Here is an 18361-nt window from a genome sequence, read left to right as displayed (position 1 = left end):
GCGCCGCGGTGGCGCGTCCTCTCATCCGGCCGCGGCTGCGGAGCATGTCCGTCCGTCTCTGGTCGTGTCAGCGCGCAGGTCAGCGTGGCGTATCAGAACGGTGGACGTCGACGTCGATCGTCAGTGAGCGGTGGTGTCGCGAGAGGCGACTGATGGCGTCGACCCGGTGTCCATGTCGGCCAGCCTGCGTTGTCAGAGGTCCGTGAGGCCGGGGTGGCGCAATGGCGGTCAGGCGTGCCGGCTGCCGCTTCGGCCCGTCATCGACATTCGTCTCTGACATGGGAGTTCCGGACATGACCTCCTCCGCCACCGGCTGGCCCGACTCGCCTCTGGACGCCGTGGACACCGCGTTCGCCGACCTGACCTGCGACCCCGACCCGTTGTCCCTGGACCTCGATTCGCTTGTCGGGCAGCTCGGTGATGACACCGGTCTACCCAGGGGTGTCATCGCGCTGCCGGCGTTGCGGCAGTGGCTGCTAAGGCATCCCCGCGCCTACTCGGTGCGGGACGTGGTGTGGCGGGAGCTGATCCGCCGCGCCCGCCTCGACGGGCCGGCCTGGGTCATCGCCGCGGTCGCCCTGGCGATGCCAGCGCTGCGCCGCTACGCCGGCCAGCTGCATACCGGCTGGGCCGGCGACGCCCACGACCTGGACGCCGAGATCCTCACCGGTTTCCTGACCGCGCTGCGCGACCGGGTTGACCTGGCCCGCCCGGCGCCGTACGCGGCGTTGTGCATGGCCGCGTGGCGGGCCGGCCATGAACTGCGGCAGCGTGCTGGCGCCGAGGCCGTGCCGGTGGACGACCTCGAGCACGTCACCGGCCCGCGTACTCCGAAGCGGCCCTACGGGCATCCGGACCTCCTCGTACGCCGCGCCGTCGAGGTGGGCATCGTCGATGAGTGCGATGAGCAGCCCTACATCGACCTGCGGCTGGGCCGGCGGGCCATCGAACCCATCGCCGCACGGCTCGGCGTGGAGGTCGACACGCTGCGGCGGCGCGTCGAACGCATCGACGTGCGCATCGCCGAAGCGCTCGCCGCCGGGTTCCTTACCGAGGTGCTCTCATCGCGGGTGCAGGAGGACCTCGCCGCGGCGGCCGAGCGACGACAACACATTCGGGCCGCCCGCGGTGCTGGTCCGCGACCGGCCGCGGCGCGGGTGACGCTGGCAGCCGCCTGAGGTGCCATCCCCCGTAGAGCGCCCCCACGCGGGCCCGACCATCTGGTCGGGCCCGCGACCGTGTGCGGCGAGCCTGCCGTGCCGCATCGGCGACCGGTTCCCCATCCATCCCCTGGTACGGCGGCGAACCGCCGTGCCCGTGGGCGGGGGCTGTCGGGACTCCCACAGCGGCGTCCAGGGGATGTCGAGGAGGCTGCTGTGAGGTTCCGGCGCCGACGCTGTGGGCGGCTCCGTCACCAGCGTCGGAAAGGCGTGCTGGCCAGGGCCGCTAGAGGTTTGTGAGGTCGTGTCGGAGCGCTGTGGGACAGGCAGGTGTTCGCCACGGCTCACAAACGCCGGTTTGAGGGTGCGGAACTCCTCCGGCGCCAGCACGACGTGACGCGGAGGTTGGTTTCGCCCGCCGTCGGGCCGGGACATAGGGCTGACACGGGACCGGGTGCCTCGGGTGCCGCGCCACGTTGATGCGCTGACACCTCATCGATCGCCGCTGACCCGAACGGGAGGACGAGCTCCTCCCGAGGTTCACCGCGCTCCCCTGTCCGGCATGTGTCTCCCGCGCCCGGCGGCGGCTCCCCGACCGCCGCTTCGACTATTCGCGCCGGCCATGAGCCGGTGCGGGAGGTGCAGCCACCCATGTTCCCCACGTTGTGGGCACGTTCTCGTGCTCTGACCATCGCGCTGTCCACGCTTCGCCGCGTCGCCCGGGTCGCCGCGCCCGCCGCGGCTGCCCTCGGGATGCTGGCCGTGCCCGCCGTCGCCTACGGCGACGCCGGTGAGCCGGTCATCCTGGCCGTCAACGACCTGCCCACCGTCATCGCCAACCTGCAGGCCTGGGTGATGGGCATCCTGGCCGCCGTCGCCACCCTGTTCCTGGTCCTGGCCGGTGTGTACTGGGCCACCGCCGGCGGCGACCCCGTCCAGGTCGACAAGGCCAAGGGCGCGTTGAAGAACGCGCTGATCGGCTACGGCCTGGCCGTGCTCGCGCCCGTCCTGCTGAGGGTCGTTCAGGGAATCGTCGGAGGCTGACGATGGCCTGGGCGCTCAACCAGATCCTCGACTGGTTCGCCGGTCTGCTGCTGGACTGCCTGAACGGGCTCATCACCGCGATCACCCGCGCGCTGCTGATCACCCCGGACGTCACCGCGCTGCCGCAGGTGCAGGCCCTCACCGGACGGTCGGTCTGGATCGTCGACACCGTCTTCGTCCTGGCGTTCGTCACCGCTGGCGTTCTCACCATGGTCGCCGGCGGTGACGAACGCGCCCGCTACACCGTCAAGGATCTCCTGCCGCGGTGCGTGGTCGGGTTCGTCACCGCCCACTTCTCGCAGCTGATCGCCGGCACGCTGATCGAGTTCGCGAACGCGTTCACCACCGCCCTGACCGCGCAAGACTTCAACGGTGACGGGGCCCTCGACGCCGTCAAGACCCACCTGATGGCCGCACGGGAGCAGAGCGCCGGTCTGCTGTTCGTCGTCTGCCTGGCGATCATCGTTGTCCTGCTCGCCGCCACGGCCTGCAGTGTGATCGTCCGCTTCGCGGTCGCGCTGGTGCTCACCGCGGTCGCGCCGATCGCCCTCGCGTGCCACGCCCTGCCGCAAACAGAGGGTGTGGCCCGCCTGTGGTGGCGGTCGTACGTCGCCATGCTGGCGATCCCGGTGGTGCAGGCGTTCGTGCTGTTCGCCGGCCAGTGGATGCTGCTGGACACCAGCGCCATGCTGCCGCTGCTGGGCCTGCCGGTCGAACCGGGCGGAGTGCTCAACCTGTTCGTCGTGATGGTTTTGCTGTGGACCACGGTCAAGGTGCCGGGGTTGATGCGCCGCTACGCCACGAGCGGCACAGGCGGGCGTGGCGGCAACCCGGTCGGCGCGGTCGTGCGGGTCGTCGTGGTCCAGCAACTCACCCGCGGGCTGCGCGTCCCCGGCCTGGGGGCGGTGCGGCGATGAACCGCGACCGCCGCGACGAACAGGCCGTCACCGCCCGCATGCCCGCCGACGTGGACGCGCCGGACAAGGTGCTCTACGGGCTGACATTCCGGCAACTCGCGATCCTCGCCGTCGCCGCCGTCATCTTCTACGGCGCCTGGCGCGCCCTCCACGCGATCGTGCCCGCACCGGTGCTACTCGGCGCCGCTGTCGTCCTCGGCGGCCTGGTGTTCGGCCTCGCGGTCGGCCGCCGCGACGGACTGCCCATGGACATGTGGCTGACCGCCGCGGTCCGCCACTCCCGGGCACCACGCGCTCTGTCCACCACCGACACCACCGCGAAAACACCCGACTGGGTGCAGGCCCCGGCGTCGAAGGTAATGCTGCCGGCCCCGCTGAACCTGCCCGCCGACGCCATCGACGACCACGGGGAGATCAGCCTCGGCGGTGTGAAGGCGGCGATGGTCGCGGCGACCAGCGTCAACCTCGCGTTGCGTACCGCCGACGAGCAGGCCGCCCTGGTCGGCACCTTCGGCCGCTGGTTGAACTCGCTGTCGACGCCGACGCAGATCGTGGTGTCGGCGCAGCCGGTCGACCTGCACTCCGCCGCCCGCACCCTCGCCCAGGCGGCGGACGCCATGCCGCACCCGGCTCTCGCGGACGCGGCGGCCGACCACGCCCGATTCCTCGACGACCTCGCCGAACGGCGGGACCCACTGCGCCGGCAGGTCCTCATCGTCACCCGCACCACCAGCGGCGAGCGCAGCGAGCACGCCGCCCGGCGCCGCGCCGACCAGACGGTCCGGTCGCTGTCCGGGCTGGGCGTCACCACCCGCGCCCTCGACGGCCACGCGACGACCGCCGCCCTGGCCGCCGCCGCCGACCCGTACCGGCCGCCCCGCCCCGGCGGACTCGCCGCCCCCCACACCACCATCACCGGACCTCCGGTCAGGAGGCCACGCACCAGGAGGACATCGTGATCTTCGTCAGGCGCCGACGCGCCTCGCACGACGACAACCCCAGCGCCAGCCCGCCGTCCGCAGGACTGGCGGCGGCGGTGGCACCGGCTTCGGTGGAGGTCACGCCCCGGTTCCTGCGAGTCGGGGACGGCTACGCCGCCACGCTGGTGGTGACCGGGTATCCGGCCGAGGTCGGGCCGGCGTGGCTGGAGCCGCTGCTGTCCTGGCCAGGCCGCCTCGACCTCGCGTTGCACATCGACCCGATCCCCGCCCCGGTAGCGGCGTCCCGGCTGCGCAACCAACGCGCCCGGTTCGAGTCGTCCCGGCGGGCCGATGCCGAGAAAGGGAAGTTGGCCGACCCGTCCGTGGAGGCCGCCGCCGACGACGCCGCCGACCTCGCCGAACGCCTCGCCCGCGGGGCGGCGAAGCTGTTCCGCGTCGGCCTGTACCTGACTGTGCACGCCCGCACCGAGGCCGAGCTCCTCGACGCGTGCGCGCAGGTGAAGGCCGCGGCCGCGTCCACCCTGATCGAGGTGCAGCCCGCGACGTGGCGGCACCTGCCCGGCTGGACCACCACCCTGCCGCTTGCGACCGACAGCCTGCAGATGCGCCGCACCATGGACACCCAAGCCCTGGCCGCCGCGTTCCCGCTCGCGTCGGCGGACCTGCCCGCGCCGCTGCCCGGCGACCCGGCCACCACCGGCGGGGTGCTGTACGGGGTCAACCCGGACTCCCAGGGCATCGTCTGGTGGGACCGGTGGGCGCAGGAGAACCACAACAGCGTGATCCTCGCCCGCTCCGGCGCCGGCAAGTCCTACTTCGTCAAACTCGACGTGCTGCGCAACCTGTACCAGGGGGTCCACGTCGCCGTCGTCGACCCCGAGGACGAATACCTCCGGTTGGCCGACGCGGTCGGCGGCACCATCGTGCGGCTCGGCGCACCCGGCGTGAAGATCAACCCCCTGGATCTGCCGGCCGGAGACGGCCGCCCGGACGTGCTCACCCGCCGCGGCCTGTTCCTCCACACGCTGATCAGCGTCCTGTTGGGGCAGGTACCGCCGCCCGCCGAGCGCGCCGCCCTGGACCGGGCGATCCTGCAGGTGTACCGGCAGGCGGGCATCACCGCCGACCCGGCCACCCACCACCGGCCCGCTCCCCTGCTGAAGGATCTGGCCGCGACATTGCGGGCCGACGACAACGGCGCCGCCCACGAACTCGCCGCCCGGCTGGCGCCGTGGGTGGCCGGGTCGTTCTCCGACCTGTTCGACTCACCGACCACGACCCGCCCGGACGGGCACCTCGTGGTCTGGAGCCTGCGGCACCTGCCGGACGAACTGCGCACCGTCGGCACCCTGCTCGCGCTGGACGAGATCTGGCGGCAGGTCGACCTCCCCCGGCAGTACCGCACCACCTCCTCGCCGCAGGCGCGGCGGCTGGTTGTGGTGGATGAGGCGTGGCTGCTGATGCGCGACGGGGAAGGCGCCCGGTTCCTGTTCAAGATGAGCAAGGCCGGCCGCAAGCGCAACGCCGGCCTGTCGGTCATCACCCAGGACGTCGCCGACGTGCTCGGCACCGACCTCGGCCACGCCGTCGTCGCGAATGCGGCCACGCAGGTGCTGCTCAAGCAGGCCCCGCAGGCCATCGACCAGGTCGCCGACGCCTTCGGCCTGACCGCCGGAGAACGACGGATGCTGCTGTCGGCCCGGGTCGGGCACGGCCTGCTGATCTCCGGCACAAACCGGACCGCGTTCGAGTCGATCTCCTCGCAAGCCGAACATCTTCTCGCAACCACCACACCGTCCGACCTCGCCGACCTCGACGACGGGGAGGAGGACCTGTGACACCGCCCCTTGTCGCATCGCCGCCGCCGGCACCCAGTCCTTCCGGGCCGGACGCCGGTGTCATCCTCCCGCCGAACGCGCCCGCGCGCTGGGTTCTGCACACCGCCGAATGGGTGGTAGACCGGCCGTGGCTCCTGGCAGTCGCCGCCGCCCTGCTGGTCGCGTCCGTCGCCGGGCGCCACCTGCTCGACGGGTGGCGGCATCGTCGCCACGCTGACCGGGCCCGCCTGGTCACGGTCGCTCCACCACCGGAGGTCGACCCGCACAGCGCCGCCGCGCTGTGGGCGAACCTGCACGGCACGCTCACCCCGTCGCGCCCGCGCCGGCTGCTGTACGGCAGTCCGCACGTGGTGTGGCAGTACACCTGGACCGGCCGGCAGCTCCTCATCTCGATCTGGGTGCCCGGCACAGTGCCGGCCGGGGCGGTCGAGGCCGCCGTGCGGGCCGCCTGGCCCGGCGCCGCCTGCACCACCGACGACCAGGCCCCGTGGCCGATCCCACTCGACATGCCGGCCGCCGTCGGCGGCCACCTGCTCCCGACCGCCGCGGAGTGGCTACCGATCAACACCGACCACGACAACGACCCGCTGCGGGCGCTGATGTCCGCCGGGTCGCAGCTCAAATCGGACGAGTACGCCTGCGTGCAGATCCTCGCCCGCCCCGCCGCCCCCCGCCGCGCCGCACGCGCCCGCCGCGCCGCCGGCCGGCTCCGCGACGGCAAAACGGCCGTACCGGCCATCGATCCCGCCGCGCCGCTGCTGTGGCTGATCGAGGCGTTTCTTCCCGGCCGCACCACCACCCGCAGCGGCGGCCAGCCGGCCGGCCGCCGGGATCCCGGTGTGGAGCGGGACGTGCGGGCGATCCTCGACAAGACCGCCCAGCCGCTGTGGACGATCGGTATCCGCTACGCCGTCGCGAAGAACAACCACCGTGGTGGGTCCCGGCCGCAGGCCAGGCTACGCGGTATCGCGGACGCGGTCGCCTCGTCGTTCGCCGTGTACGCCGGCCGCAACCGGATCGCGCACCGGGCGCGGATGGCGCAGCCGGTGGCCGTGCTGGCCACCCGGCGGCTCGGATCAGGGTTCCTGGCCTCCACCCCCGAGCTGGCCGTCCTGGCCGCGCTGCCGCGGGATCTGGCCGTGCCGGGGCTGGATCGGGCGCGGGCGAAGTCCATGCCCGCCCCGGTGGCGGTACCGACCGGCGGCCGAGCCACGAAGGTTCTGGGTGACGCCGAAGTCGGTGGCCACGCGGTGGCCCTGTCCGTGGCGGATGCGAGGTATCACCTGCATGTGGTCGGGTCGACGGGCTCCGGGAAGACGACCCTGCTGGTCAACATGGCCGTCGAGGACATCAGAGCCGGCCGGGGCACCGTGGTCATCGACCCGCACGGCGACATGGTCCTCGACATCCTCGACCGGCTCCCCGCCAGCGTCGCCGGGCGGGTGGTGCTGTTCGACCCCGACCAGCCCAACCCGCCCACCCTCAACCCGCTGTCCGGCGACGACCCTGACCTGGTCGTGGACAACCTCGTGTCGATCTTCGGGAACATCTTCGCCAAGGCGTGGGGGCCGCGGATGGACGACGTCATGCGGGTGGCCTGCCTGACCCTGCTGCGGCACGCCAACGTCACCCTCCAGCACATTCCGCCCCTGCTCAACTCCGCGCAGTTCAGAAGCGCGATGACCGTCGGCCTGGACGACCCGGCCGGCCTGTCCGGGTTCTGGCAGTGGTACGACCAGCTCAACCCGGCCCTGCGCTCCCAGGTCATCGGTCCCGTCCTCGCGAGGTTGCGGGCGTTCCTGCTGCGGGACTTCGTCAAGCGCACCATGCGCTACCCCCGGTCCAGCTTCGACATGGGCAAGGTCCTCGACGGCGGTGCGCTCCTCGTCAGAATCCCGAAAGGCCAGCTCGGCGAGGACACCAGCAAGCTGCTCGGCTCCCTCGTGCTGGCCCAGGTGTGGCAGGCCGCCACCGCCCGCGCCAGCGTGCCCGCCGACCGACGCCGGGACGCCACGCTGATCATCGACGAGTGTCAGAACTTCCTGACCCTCGCCAACAGTCTCGACTCGATGTTGGCGGAAGCGCGGAAGTACCGGCTGTCGATGGTCCTCGCGCACCAGGACCTGGCCCAGTTCCCGAAGGACCTACTGGCAGCCGCGTCGGCGAACGCCCGCAACAAGCTGTACTTCTCCGTCGCCCCGGAGGACGCCCGCGTGCTCGCCCGGCACACGCTGCCCGAGCTCGATGAGCACGACCTGACGCACCTGGACGCCTACACCGCCGCCGGGCGCCTCGTCGTCGGTGGGCGGCAGACGCCGGCGTTCACCCTCAAGACCCGGCCGCCGAAGCCGGTCGTGGGTGAGGCGACGGTGATCCGGCAGGCCGCAGCGGAGGCGGTGCCGGCGCAGGACACCAGCGCGATCGACGACCTCGTCGACCGGTTCTCGGCCCGACCTGACGACAACCGCCGGTCCCGTGGCAAGAGCGCTCCGAAGGCGAACACCTGAACGCCGCAGGACGGTTGACGCGAGATCGACAGATCTGTCGACCGAGGTCGACCGAGTCCCGGTCGCCCCTTCCGTGCGGGCTTCACCAGCCCTTCACCACCGATCATCACACCGCACTGACAGATCCGGCCGTCCGGGTCTGTCAGTGCCGCTCACCGGCCGTGTCCAGCCTCCGGTGACCATCTCACCGAACTCAGACACCCTCCCTCGGAGGGACTCCTCTTCCGCTTGGAGCATCCACCGTGTCCACCAACAACTCCGTCTCCCGCTCGGCTTCTGCCTCTTCCTCCGCCTCTTCGTCTGGGTCCCGGTCGTCGTCTCGTCTTGCTCGTCTTGACCGGCTTCGTCGGTTGACCGCCCGTGATCATCAGCTGTTGCGGTGGCTCGCCGAGCACTACGTGCTGTCCACCGACCAGATCACTACGGCGCTGTTCCCATCGCGTCGCTCGGCCCGGCTCCGACTCGCCCAGTTGCACCAGATGGAGGCGGTCAGCCGGTTCGCCGACGTCACCACCGGCAGCGGCCAGTACCTCTACACCCTCGGACCGCTCGGCACCGTGGTCCACCCCACCCAGTTCAACGACCCGAACCACGCCGGCGTCCGCGCTCCCCGGACCAGCATCGACCGCACCGAACGCATCATCGGCAGCCGCCGCCTGCCCCACCTGCTCGGCACCAACCAGCTGTTCATCGACCTGCTCGGCTACGCCCGCACCGACGAAAACGCCCGGCTGGCGCGGTGGTGGTCCGAACAGCACACCACCGCCGCCTTCGCCGCCGCGTCCTACGCCGCCGGCAGCGGCACCGGTGTCCAGCCCGACGGACACGGCATCTGGCACGCCGGAGGGCGCACCGTCGGGTTCTTCCTCGAACACGACAATGGCACCGAACCCCTCGGTACCGTGCTGCGCAAGCTGCGCGCCTACGAGCAGCTCGCCCGCTACGGGCCCCGCTACCCGGTGCTGCTGCGCGTCCCCGGCCGCCGCCGCGAGCAGCACCTCCTCGACGCCCTCGCCGGGGTGCCCACCGCCATGCCCGTGGCCACCGGCCTTCACGGCGAGCACCCCGCCGGGCCTGCCTGGACGCTGACCACCGACCCCGGGCCGCGCCGCTGGCTGCACGAACTGCCCTGCGACCACGGCCCGGACAACCCGGCCACCAACCCGCACCGCTTCCCCGACACCGACCCCAGCGGCCCCGACCCGGAGCCCTGACATTCACCTTCACCGCACGCGCAGAGCAGCCGTCCACCGTCGTGGGCGGCTGTGAGACCGACCGGATCTCACAGTCCCGCCGTCCCTCGCCCGCGTAATCGAGCGGTCGTCTGACAGTGCAGGTCGACGGCACTACTGACGATCATGACGGCGGCCGGCGCTGACAGATCCGGCCGCTACCTTCATCGGCACCACCTTCACCCATATATCGCTCCACCCGGTCCGGTCCCACCTCGGGAACCGCCGCCGCACCTCACGGTGCGCTCCGCCCACCCGCCCTTGTCGGCCGGTCGGCGCCCGCGCCGCGCGGCGACCCTCAGGTCGCACAGCACCACCAGCACGAACCCGCACCATCCCGCTCCACCAGCAGCCCTCTGCTGCACCCATCCCTGTTCGTCCCGTGAGTCGACCCATGTACCCGGTGGGCCGGCCGCTTCCGCGCGCCCGACAACGCGCCCTACCGAAGGAGGAACCCCAGATGACCGCAACCAACGGTGCCGCGACTCCGCTGAGCCGCTTCGGCACCCGCGTGCCGACGGTGACGCCCCGCCCGGGCCCCAAGCTCACCCCTGCGGCCACCACCGCCAGCACCACGGCGCCCACCAGCCCGGTGGTCGCGCAGACCGCGACGATCAACACCATGATCGTCTGCCTGCCCGACGGACTGCCGTCGCAGGCCCTGACCGCCACCCAGCTCGACCGGCACTTCGGCGTGTCCGGCACCCTGCAGCCCCGCTTCTGGGCCATCCCGGACATGTGGCTGTGGCAGCGGCGCGACCTGGTCGCACCTCGCAAGGGACGTCCGGTGTACTGCGCCGGCGGACCGGTCAAGCTGCTCGACCTCGCCGCCATGCGCCACGCCGCTGGCGTCGGCGCCGGCATTCGCCATCAACTGTGGCAGCAGGTCGTGCACGGCACCCGGCCGGCCACCCCGTGGCCGACCCTGCTGGCCCGTCACCTGGCGGACCCCGCCCGCTACCCGCGCGAGCGGGCCGAGGCGGACTTCCACCAGCAACCCCGCGTCAACGCGATGCGGATGCACAACGCGGCCAGCTACGGCGCCGCCCGCCTCGGCCCAGGTGAGCTGGAGATGTTCCAGGCAGGCCCGATGGCCTACCAGCACTACAGCGCCACCACCGCCGTGTGCGGCGACGCCCTGCTCACGCCGGACGGGCACAAGCTCGCACCCGCGAGCGACGCCCTGACTCACCGGGTGACCTACCTCGAGCAGGCGATGCGGTACCTCGACACCGTCGAGACCGACCAGCGGCTGCTCGCCGTCGCCCTGTAGCACCACGGCACCGGAACCGGTCGGGCACCACCGCCCATCCCCTTCTTCCCTGGGGATCGGCGGCGACCCGACCGGCTCCACGCAACTCCACCCGCGCCGCGCCGGCTCCTGGCAGCAGACGCAAGCTCTACCGCCGCGCCCCTGAGGCTTTTCGAGCCCTGCGACGCACACCCCGCCACGACCAATGCAGCCACTGCCCCTACGCCACGTCCATTGCCACCTGAACCACGCCCGCCTGGGACCACGACCGACCCGCTTCTGCGGGCCACGCGTCGTCGTACCCGCGGGCCGGAGCAGCGTGGCGTGGACTCGCTGCCGGCCCCGTGCGGGCACCGCCCGGCGCCCCGGGCTGGGGCGCCTCGCAAGCCTGGCCAGCGAAGCGGCCGACCTTTCCCTCTTCCACACATCAGGAGGTTTCCCGCCATGTCCGATCGACTGTGGTTCCGCGTCGACGACGTCCTGCCGCTCGCCGAACACGCCGCCTCCACCGGCGCGCACCGTAGGACCCGGCAGCAGTACCGGGCCGGCGTCCCGGACCAGGCCGCGCTCATCTGGTCCCACGACATCGACGGTGACTGGTTGTCCTCCAACGGCGTCCCCCGCTGGTACGACGCCGACGGCGCCGACCACCGCGTCCGCGCCGAAACCTGGACCCACACCGCCACCGGCGCCACCGGCAACCCGATCCCTACTGACGACGGACACGGATTCCTGCCCCTGCACACCGAACACCTCGACGGCCGGCGGGACCTGCTCGACCTGCTCCGCTGCGCCCGCCGCCACGGGATGCGCTGGTTCGGGCTGCACCCGGACCCGGCGAGCGACGTCCGCTACCGCGTCTTCCGCAGCCGCGGCGACATCAGCCCGCCGCTTGCCACCTGGACTCCGGCGACGGTGACCTGCGACGTGGTCGGCGGCGGCGCCTACCGCGCCATGGTCGCCACCGGCTACACCACCCTCTCCCGCGCCGGGGTGCTGTGCCGCTTCCCTCGGTTCGCGGTGCAGCGCATGGCCGCCCACCTCGACGCCCTCTACCCCGGTGACATGCCCGGCGAGCATCCCCGGCTGCGGTTCGACGGCGACGAGGTCACCGTCGAGTGGGAGGACGACGACGGCCTGGGCAGCCGCTGGGTCGAGCACGACCGCATCGTCCCGGATGCCAACCGCTGCTACGCCATCGGCGCCTACCAGTGGCCCTGGATCCGTGTCGCGTCCGAGGCGACGACCCGCGCCACCGACCCGGAGGGCCGGTCGCGGTGATCGTTGACGAGGTGTTCCACCAGCGCGGCCACGGCACCTACGAGCTGACCCGGGTGCACCACATCGACGGGTACGTCCTGCGGGTTCGGGTCTGCCGCGATAGCTACGCCACGCAGAGCACGGCGGTCGCTGAGGTCCTCACCCCGCTGTTCACCTGGACGATCATCGCGAGCAGCCCCGGTAGTGGCTGGCACCGCACGACCCCGTCCACGCCCCCGGACGCGACACCGCTGATCACGGTCGCCGACGAGGTGCTGCAGCGGGCCCGGCGGATCCTTCCCGTGCCGCCTCCGTTCACCACGCCCGGCCGCTAACCCGCCGAGACCACACCTTCCCGCGCCGCCCTGCCGGCCCGGTCGCACCTCGCGCACCAGCGGACGCCGTCCGGCACCGCGCCTTCCGAACCTCCATCCGCCCGCCGCATCAAGGCGGCCGACCTGGGTCCGCGGTCCACCGTCGCTGACCCGCCTTCTCACTGGCACCACCTGGCCGATGCCCGGCGACCCGCGCACTCGCGCACACCCGGGCACGGCCGTGCCCGGGTTTCCCGCCCTCCAGAAGGGAACCCCTCTCATGAGATCCGCCACCAGGCCGTCCTCCGGCCGCCAGCCCAGCATCGCCGTCATTGGCGGCAGTATCACCGGCCCGGTCACCGCGCTGCTGTTGCTGCACGCCGGATTCGACGACGTCACCGTCTTCGAGGCCGCGCCGGCGTCCGCGCCGCTGGGCGGCGGCCTCATCGGCCTGGAACACCCCGCCCTCGACGTGCTCGACCGCCTCGACATCGGCCAGCACGAGTTCGTGGCCCACGACTCCGAGGCCATCGTTCAAATGACCGTCCGCGACCGCCAGCCGGCCGAGACGATCCGGCGTACCTATCCGGGGCGGAACACCACCTGGACGCTGCTGCACCAGGCGCTGATCCGCCGCCTGCCCGCCGGTGTCCTGCACACCGGTATGACGGTCACCGCCCTGGCCGAGCAGGCCGGTCGGCCGGTGCTGCGGTTCCGCGACGGCCACACCGCGGCCGCCGACCTGGTCGTGTTCGCCGACGGCCGGTCCTCCACCGGCCGCCGGCTGCTGGATCCCGAGCGGGCCCTGCGGTACGCGGGCTACGTCGCTCACCGCGGCATCGCCGACATCGCCCCCGAGCCCGGGCTGCGGGATTTCCTGCGGTTGCAGCCCTGCCCGGGCGTGCAGTTCAACCTCGCCCCGGTACCCGGCGGCTGCGACTGGACCTTCTACCTCGACTGCACCCGCGCCGAGTACGCGCAGCGGTTCGGCGCCGACCCCACCCGCCGGGTCTTTGCCCTGCCCCGGCACGTCAGCCCCGCCGCCCGCGCCCACGTCGACACCCACGCCGACCTGCTCCTCCCGGCCGACCACGCCGCCGTCGTGCACGCCACCACCACCCGGATGGCGGTACCGGTCCTCGACATCACCCCACCGCAGCGCATGGTCTGGCCCGTCGGCGCCGGTCACGCCGTTCTGCTCGGCGACGCCCTCGCCCCCGTCCGCCCGCACACCGCGCGCGGCGCCAACAACGGCATCGAACAAGCTGCCGGCCTCGCTGCCGCCCTCACTCAGCACCGCAAGTACCGAGCTGACCTCACCGCCGCCCTGCACGGCTGGCAACGCCGACACCTGCCCGCCGCCGTCGCCGCTGTGCACCGCGGGCCCGTCATCGGCCACCAGCTCGGCCTCGGCACCCACCAGCCCGCCTAGTAACCCACCCGAGAGGAAAGGAGGTGGCCCTCGTGGCCACCAAGACCACCGCGATCCTCATCGACGACCTCGACGGCTCCACCGACGACGTCGCCACCTACCAGTTCGCCTTCAACGGCGTCACCTACGAGATCGACCTGTCCGCCGGCAACTTCGACCGGATGGCCGCGGCGTTCGGCCCGTTCATCACGGCCGGACGGCGCCTGCCGAAACAGCCCCGGCCACCACGGCGGCAGGACGACACCGCGACCGGCCGCACCCAGAGCCAGGAGATCCGCACCTGGTGGTGGACCGTGAACTGGCAGGAGCTGAACCTGCCCCAGCCACGAACCGGCGGCGTCATCCCCGCCGCGGTGCGCGACGCCTACCACGCCGCCCACTGACCCCGGTCCCTACCGTGCCGTCCGGCGGGCGATCACCGGGCGGCACACCTGGACGCGCCTCGCAGAGTCCCGCATCCCGGGCAGACGACTTGATCAAAACCCGATCCGAAGCGTGCATCAGTGCACGCCTCACTCACCAACCCCTGCCGAGGGCAGGAGAAAGGGGGCCACGCGCCCATGACCAGCACCCCCACCAGCACGACCACCGACACGGCCGCACCAGCGCCACTGGCACCCAGCGTCGAGAAGGTCCTCGCCGCGCTGCACCGGCTCGGCGAGGCCACCGCCGCTGCCATCGCCACCGACGCCGGCCTCGGCTACTCCACCACCACCCCGAAACTGCGCACCCTGGCAAGCGCGGGACTGGCCGAGCCCACTCGAAGCGACACCGGACCCACCCTGTGGCGGCTGACCGACGCCGGCCGCGCGCATACCGAACAGGGCGGACACGGTGAGCCCGCAGCGGAGCCCGCTACCCGCGACACCGACACACCCGGTACCTCCGCCGGTCACGGTCCGATCGGCGGCGACAGGCAGGGCACTGGGGAGGCTGACGACAAAGACGGCGACGATCGGCCAGCCGTTGAGGTTGCCGCCGGCGGGCAGCCGAACGCCCTCCAGGAATCGGCATCGCCGGCTCCTGGTGATGCCGACGCGGTAGCCGAGGCGGCCGCTGAGGCCGAGGGCACCGACACCGAGCACGGCGACGACAACGCCCGCTCGACTGCCGAGCTCGAGGTGTCAATCGCGGCCGACAGCATCGGCCAGGCCATCGGAGCGACGTCCGCAGCGAACGATGCGGACGCCGAACCGGCCACACCGGATGGTCTGCCTGCTGGCACGGCCACCGACAGCACCACGGGTGAACCCTTCACGGAAGCACCGGCCGCACCGCCGACCACGCAAACGACGGGCGAGGCGGCACAAACCCCTACCCGGCGGGCGTCGGGCTCCCTGCGCGGCGCGATTCTCGACGTCCTCGAGGCCAACCCCGGCCGGCAGTACAAGGTCAGTGAGCTGTGCAGGCTGGTCGACCGGGCCAACGAGGGAACCGGCGCGAAGAAGGCCAGCGCGGGCGCGGTCCACAACGCCGCCGTGAAGCTCGTCGGAACCGGGCGAGCGGTCCTGGTCGCCGAGAAACCCGCCACGTTCGCCCTCGCCGACCCGACCGTCTGAACGATCCCGCCCTGCCGGTAGCCCGGGGGCGGGCGTCGAACTTCCCGGAACCACGCCCGCCTCCGGTGCTCCTTCCATAGAAAGGAGCGTCCGAAGTGTCTCCCATCCTGACCTCGATCGTCACCGCCGCCGGTGGAGTCCTCGCCGGTCTCGCCCTCGCCGCAGCGCTGCTGTGGCGCCAGCAGCAGGCGCTGGCCCGCGCCCGCTACGCCGCCGGCCACGACGACACCACCGGCCTACCGAATCGGCGGGCCCTGCTCGCCGCCCTCACCCGCGCCACACGCGCCGATGCCCCGTTCGGGCTCGTCCTGCTCGACCTCGACGGCTTCAAAGCCGTCAACGACACCTTCGGCCACGAGGCCGGCAACGAGGTCCTCACCGAGGTCGGCCGGCGGCTGGCCGCCCTGCGAGGGCCGGTGCGCCTCGCCGCGCGCCTGTCCGGCGATGAGTTCGCCCTGCTGGTCGACGGCGGCCCCGACGACGTTGCCGCCGCCGCGCGCGCCGCCTGGCGGGCGGTCGGCCGCCATTCCGTCGACCTCGGCGCGCACACGCTGACTCTGCGCGCCAGCGTCGGGCATACCAGCGCCGCCCTCGGCGTCAGCCCGCGGGCCCTGCTGCACCAGGCCGACACCGCGATGTATCAGGCCAAACAATCCGGTGCCGGAGTCCATGGCGCCACCGCCATCAACAGCCGCACCGGTCCCCCGCCGGGTTCCCGCCCGCGGGACCTGCGTCGCCGCTAACCGCTAACGGACACCGAAGGGGGTCGCCCGCCGACGACGTGCGCGAGGACAGCGTTCTGCCGCGTCTCGGCGGGCACTCGTGTATCGACGTTGCCTGGCAAGATCACGACGGGAGGTAGGTCATTGCAGTACACGTGGGTTTCGTCGGCTGGCGGGCCGCTGCTCGTCGCCCCGCAATCGGCGCTGTCACTGTGGAGCGGCGCTGATAGCACGGATGGACCCGTGGAGAGCTGGGGGGACTACGGCCGGGCGTGCGCGATCGACGGTTACGTCGGCGTGGTCGCCATCGGTCAGCGGCAGGCGCTTGTTCTGGGCGACGAGCCGGCAATGACGACGTACCTGTCCTCGGAACGGCTGTTCCTGCGGTGGGCAGCGGCGTACGAGGAAGACGATCTGGTGAGCGCTGCCCGCCGAGCGGTACGTGATGGCGTGGATTGGGACGCAGATAACAATGTCCGTTGGGTGGTGGACGGGCCAGTTGTGATGTTCGATTCGGCGTGGCCGGGGGCGGAGTTGGAGCCCGACAACCACCTCGTGATCGATCTCTGCCCGGGCGAATACCGGGTCCGTGCGACGTATCGCGCCGATGGTGACACCTGGATGGTCCTCGTTCAGCTTCAACCCGTGTCATGAACTCGCACGCTTATGCCCCTGACCACCTTGCCGTCGATTTCGGAGTCGCGCTCAGCTCAGACGGTGTCGGCGGTACTGCGGGGAGATCTCGCCGACCTCGATCCCGTTCTCGTCCAGGGCGTTGTAAATCGTCAGCCAGTCATCGGCGAATCGCAGACCCAGGGCCACGCTGCCGTCCGCCATGTCGCCCCCGACGTACTCCAGGAGCTCCACCTCCGCCAGGCGCTGCCCGTGTCGAGCAGCCAACGACGCGGGAGCATCGTCGCGCCACCGCAGGCGAAAGCCATCCGATGTCGGCCATACCGGCGCCCGGGTCACGTCGATCGTGCACCAGGTGATCGAGATGTCGTCGAACTTCTGATGGTTGATCTCCAGGCGTTCCTCATCGAAGTCGAGCACCATCGGGCAGTCGGCGAACCACGAATCGTCGTCGTCATCCCAGACCACCCAGGTGGACGTCAGCCTGCGGCCCACGAGGCCCCGTAGTCGCTGGGCGTGACGGCTGGCGATGTCGGATATTCCGTGGCGCCAGTCTGGCTGGTAGCCGGGGATCCCGAAGTTGAACGTCATCGGGGCAAGGTAGTCCTGGTCCGGGCAGCCAACGACACGGCATCTGGGTCTACCGCGTAGGGCGCTGCGCGTAGCGTGACGTCCTCAGGTGTTGCAGTGGCCTGGTATGCGGTCGAGTTCCTCGAACCGGCAGGATGAAGCAGGGCCGCGGAGCTGGGCCGGCCTGTCTCGCTCATCCGCCGCGCCGCACGAAGCCTGCCACCGAAGCCGGCAATTCGTCTTGCGGCATGTCCTCGTAGCCGGGACGGGCGAAGTCGAACAGAAGCACGATGCGGTCGCTGGAGCCGTAGTTCCACGCCTCGTGCGTGACGGTGTCGTCGAAGACGAGGCTCTCGCCCTCGCTCCATTGCCGGGTCTCGTCGCCCACGCGCAGCGCGCAGTCCTCTGGCACGACCAGCCCGAGGTGGGCGCGGTAGACGGTCGTCACCCATCCCTGGTGGGGCTTGATGTGGGTACCAGGAGCCATTCGAGAAAACCCAGCGGTCGTCAGGTGAGGGACCTTCGTCAACGCGGAGGCGGTGTGCGGGCACGCGTCGAGCGCTTCCTCGATCCGTTTCCCGAAGGCGACGAGGCCGTACACGCTCCAGCCCTGGCCGTACATCTCGCGTTGCACCCATGGCTGATAGGTCTCCCGAGGCAGAGCAAGGCACTCGTCCCGGATGACCTCCCACTGTGCCCGAAGATCGGCCAGGAAGGGAAAACGCCGCTGATCCACGAACATGAGACAGCATGATGCACCAACGAGGGGCGATGTGGGCTGCGGCACCGCCTCGTGTAGGCGGTCGTGGCAATGGCCCTTGTTCACAGCATTTACAGCTCTAGCCGCACGTTCATGCACGTTCCGGTCACCGGCCCACAGCGGCCGGTTCCCAGCGAGTAGCAAACCTGGGCCGGTGGTCGGCCGTCGCCACCGCCGGCAAGGCTTCGCGCCTCGACCGCTGCACGTCCGGCGTATCCGG

17 protein-coding genes are annotated in these 18361 nt (G+C 71.7%); 15 read left to right on the top strand and 2 right to left on the bottom strand.

Annotated features, from left to right (window positions below; genetic code table 11):
- The first annotated feature begins 293 nt into the window (after nucleotides 1–293).
- From MICAU_RS09095 to MICAU_RS09025, 15 genes are all read left to right on the top strand, one after another.
- On the top strand, nucleotides 294–1178 hold the full coding sequence (locus tag MICAU_RS09095; RefSeq protein WP_013285003.1) for a hypothetical protein: 885 nt from the start codon (nucleotides 294–296) through the stop codon (nucleotides 1176–1178).
- 633 nt (nucleotides 1179–1811) lie between these two features.
- Nucleotides 1812–2204, top strand: a complete 393-nt coding sequence (locus MICAU_RS09090; protein WP_013285002.1) for a pilin — start codon at nucleotides 1812–1814, stop codon at nucleotides 2202–2204.
- Between the two features lie 2 nt (nucleotides 2205–2206).
- Nucleotides 2207–3121 (top strand): TrbL/VirB6 family protein, encoded by a 915-nt coding sequence (locus MICAU_RS09085; protein ID WP_013285001.1) that lies wholly within the window; start codon nucleotides 2207–2209, stop codon nucleotides 3119–3121.
- Nucleotides 3118–4080, top strand: coding sequence for a PrgI family protein (locus tag MICAU_RS09080; protein WP_013285000.1), 963 nt, complete (start codon nucleotides 3118–3120; stop codon nucleotides 4078–4080). Before MICAU_RS09085 ends, MICAU_RS09080 begins: the two co-directional genes overlap by 4 nt.
- Nucleotides 4077–5900 carry a VirB4 family type IV secretion system protein gene (locus tag MICAU_RS09075; RefSeq protein ID WP_013284999.1) on the top strand — a complete coding sequence of 608 codons (1824 nt, stop codon included), beginning with the start codon at nucleotides 4077–4079 and terminating at the stop codon, nucleotides 5898–5900. The genes MICAU_RS09080 and MICAU_RS09075 overlap by 4 nt, the downstream gene beginning before the upstream one ends.
- Nucleotides 5897–8407, top strand: coding sequence for a helicase HerA domain-containing protein (locus MICAU_RS09070; RefSeq protein WP_013284998.1), 2511 nt, complete (start codon nucleotides 5897–5899; stop codon nucleotides 8405–8407). The genes MICAU_RS09075 and MICAU_RS09070 overlap by 4 nt, the downstream gene beginning before the upstream one ends.
- Nucleotides 8408–8781: 374 nt before the next feature.
- Nucleotides 8782–9621: a replication-relaxation family protein gene (locus MICAU_RS09065; protein WP_013284997.1), complete on the top strand. Its 840-nt coding sequence runs from the start codon at nucleotides 8782–8784 to the stop codon at nucleotides 9619–9621.
- A gap of 478 nt (nucleotides 9622–10099) precedes the next feature.
- Nucleotides 10100–10912, top strand: a complete 813-nt coding sequence (locus MICAU_RS09060) for a hypothetical protein (RefSeq protein ID WP_013284996.1) — start codon at nucleotides 10100–10102, stop codon at nucleotides 10910–10912.
- Between the two features lie 423 nt (nucleotides 10913–11335).
- A complete protein-coding gene (locus MICAU_RS09055) occupies nucleotides 11336–12172 on the top strand; it encodes a hypothetical protein (RefSeq protein ID WP_013284995.1) in 837 nt (278 codons plus the stop codon).
- On the top strand, nucleotides 12169–12486 hold the full coding sequence (locus tag MICAU_RS09050) for a hypothetical protein (protein ID WP_013284994.1): 318 nt from the start codon (nucleotides 12169–12171) through the stop codon (nucleotides 12484–12486). The genes MICAU_RS09055 and MICAU_RS09050 overlap by 4 nt, the downstream gene beginning before the upstream one ends.
- A gap of 259 nt (nucleotides 12487–12745) precedes the next feature.
- On the top strand, nucleotides 12746–13897 hold the full coding sequence (locus MICAU_RS09045) for an FAD-dependent monooxygenase (protein WP_013284993.1): 1152 nt from the start codon (nucleotides 12746–12748) through the stop codon (nucleotides 13895–13897).
- A gap of 32 nt (nucleotides 13898–13929) precedes the next feature.
- Nucleotides 13930–14280: a histone-like nucleoid-structuring protein Lsr2 gene (locus MICAU_RS09040; protein WP_013284992.1), complete on the top strand. Its 351-nt coding sequence runs from the start codon at nucleotides 13930–13932 to the stop codon at nucleotides 14278–14280.
- A 177-nt stretch (nucleotides 14281–14457) separates the two neighbouring features.
- Nucleotides 14458–15456, top strand: coding sequence for a hypothetical protein (locus tag MICAU_RS09035; RefSeq protein ID WP_013284991.1), 999 nt, complete (start codon nucleotides 14458–14460; stop codon nucleotides 15454–15456).
- 95 nt (nucleotides 15457–15551) lie between these two features.
- A complete protein-coding gene (locus MICAU_RS09030) occupies nucleotides 15552–16199 on the top strand; it encodes a GGDEF domain-containing protein (protein WP_013284990.1) in 648 nt (215 codons plus the stop codon).
- A 123-nt stretch (nucleotides 16200–16322) separates the two neighbouring features.
- Nucleotides 16323–16832, top strand: a complete 510-nt coding sequence (locus MICAU_RS09025) for an immunity 21 family protein (RefSeq protein WP_114919799.1) — start codon at nucleotides 16323–16325, stop codon at nucleotides 16830–16832.
- 51 nt (nucleotides 16833–16883) lie between these two features.
- Here the strand turns inward: MICAU_RS09025 and MICAU_RS09020 are convergent, their stop codons facing one another.
- Together MICAU_RS09020 and MICAU_RS09015 are read right to left on the bottom strand one after the other, a co-directional pair.
- Nucleotides 16884–17402, bottom strand: coding sequence for a hypothetical protein (locus tag MICAU_RS09020; RefSeq protein WP_013284988.1), 519 nt, complete (start codon nucleotides 17400–17402; stop codon nucleotides 16884–16886).
- A gap of 172 nt (nucleotides 17403–17574) precedes the next feature.
- Nucleotides 17575–18123, bottom strand: a complete 549-nt coding sequence (locus MICAU_RS09015) for an aspartyl/asparaginyl beta-hydroxylase domain-containing protein (RefSeq protein WP_013284987.1) — start codon at nucleotides 18121–18123, stop codon at nucleotides 17575–17577.
- Between the last annotated feature and the right edge of the window lie 238 nt (nucleotides 18124–18361).

It is taken from the genome of Micromonospora aurantiaca ATCC 27029, assembly GCF_000145235.1.
Taxonomy (GTDB): domain Bacteria; phylum Actinomycetota; class Actinomycetes; order Mycobacteriales; family Micromonosporaceae; genus Micromonospora; species Micromonospora aurantiaca.
This window is presented reverse-complemented; position numbering and strand designations above follow the sequence as displayed.